This is a genomic window from Halorubrum sp. SS7 (assembly GCF_005435055.1).
Taxonomy (GTDB): domain Archaea; phylum Halobacteriota; class Halobacteria; order Halobacteriales; family Haloferacaceae; genus Halorubrum; species Halorubrum salinarum.
In genome coordinates, this window is record NZ_SGXV01000449.1 from 1 (window position 1) to 333 (window position 333).

Annotated in this window: 1 protein-coding gene; it reads right to left on the bottom strand. The window is 60.7% G+C overall.

Features of this window, described 5'->3' with window-relative positions:
• Nucleotides 1-207 (bottom strand): helix-turn-helix domain-containing protein (locus EXE44_RS18750; RefSeq protein WP_199241294.1); only part of this gene is annotated, 207 nt, incomplete at its 3' end.
• Between the last annotated feature and the right edge of the window lie 126 nt (nucleotides 208-333).

A 333-nucleotide genomic window follows, 5' to 3' on the forward strand; every position in this document is an offset into this window, starting at 1 on the left:
GTCGACGAGCCGCGAAATCGACCGGTACGCCGTCGACCGCTCGCAGTCCAGTCGGTCCGCCACGTCGTCCACGGTGAGGTCTCCGTCCGTCTGGTGTAGCTCCTGAAAAACCGTCTGGTCCCGATCGTTGAGCCCGTGAACGCACTCTAAGAGGTCGAGACACTCCAGGTCGCGTTCGAGGTCCTCGCGCACTGAACCGGACGTCATATCGAACAGTAGGGCGGCAGAGCGGGTTAAAGTTGTTCTCAAATAGCACAATACTGTTGCGGCCGGACGTCGTGCCGTGGATGTCCAACTGGTCGCGTCACCGCTCTCTCCGCGTTCTATCCGAAG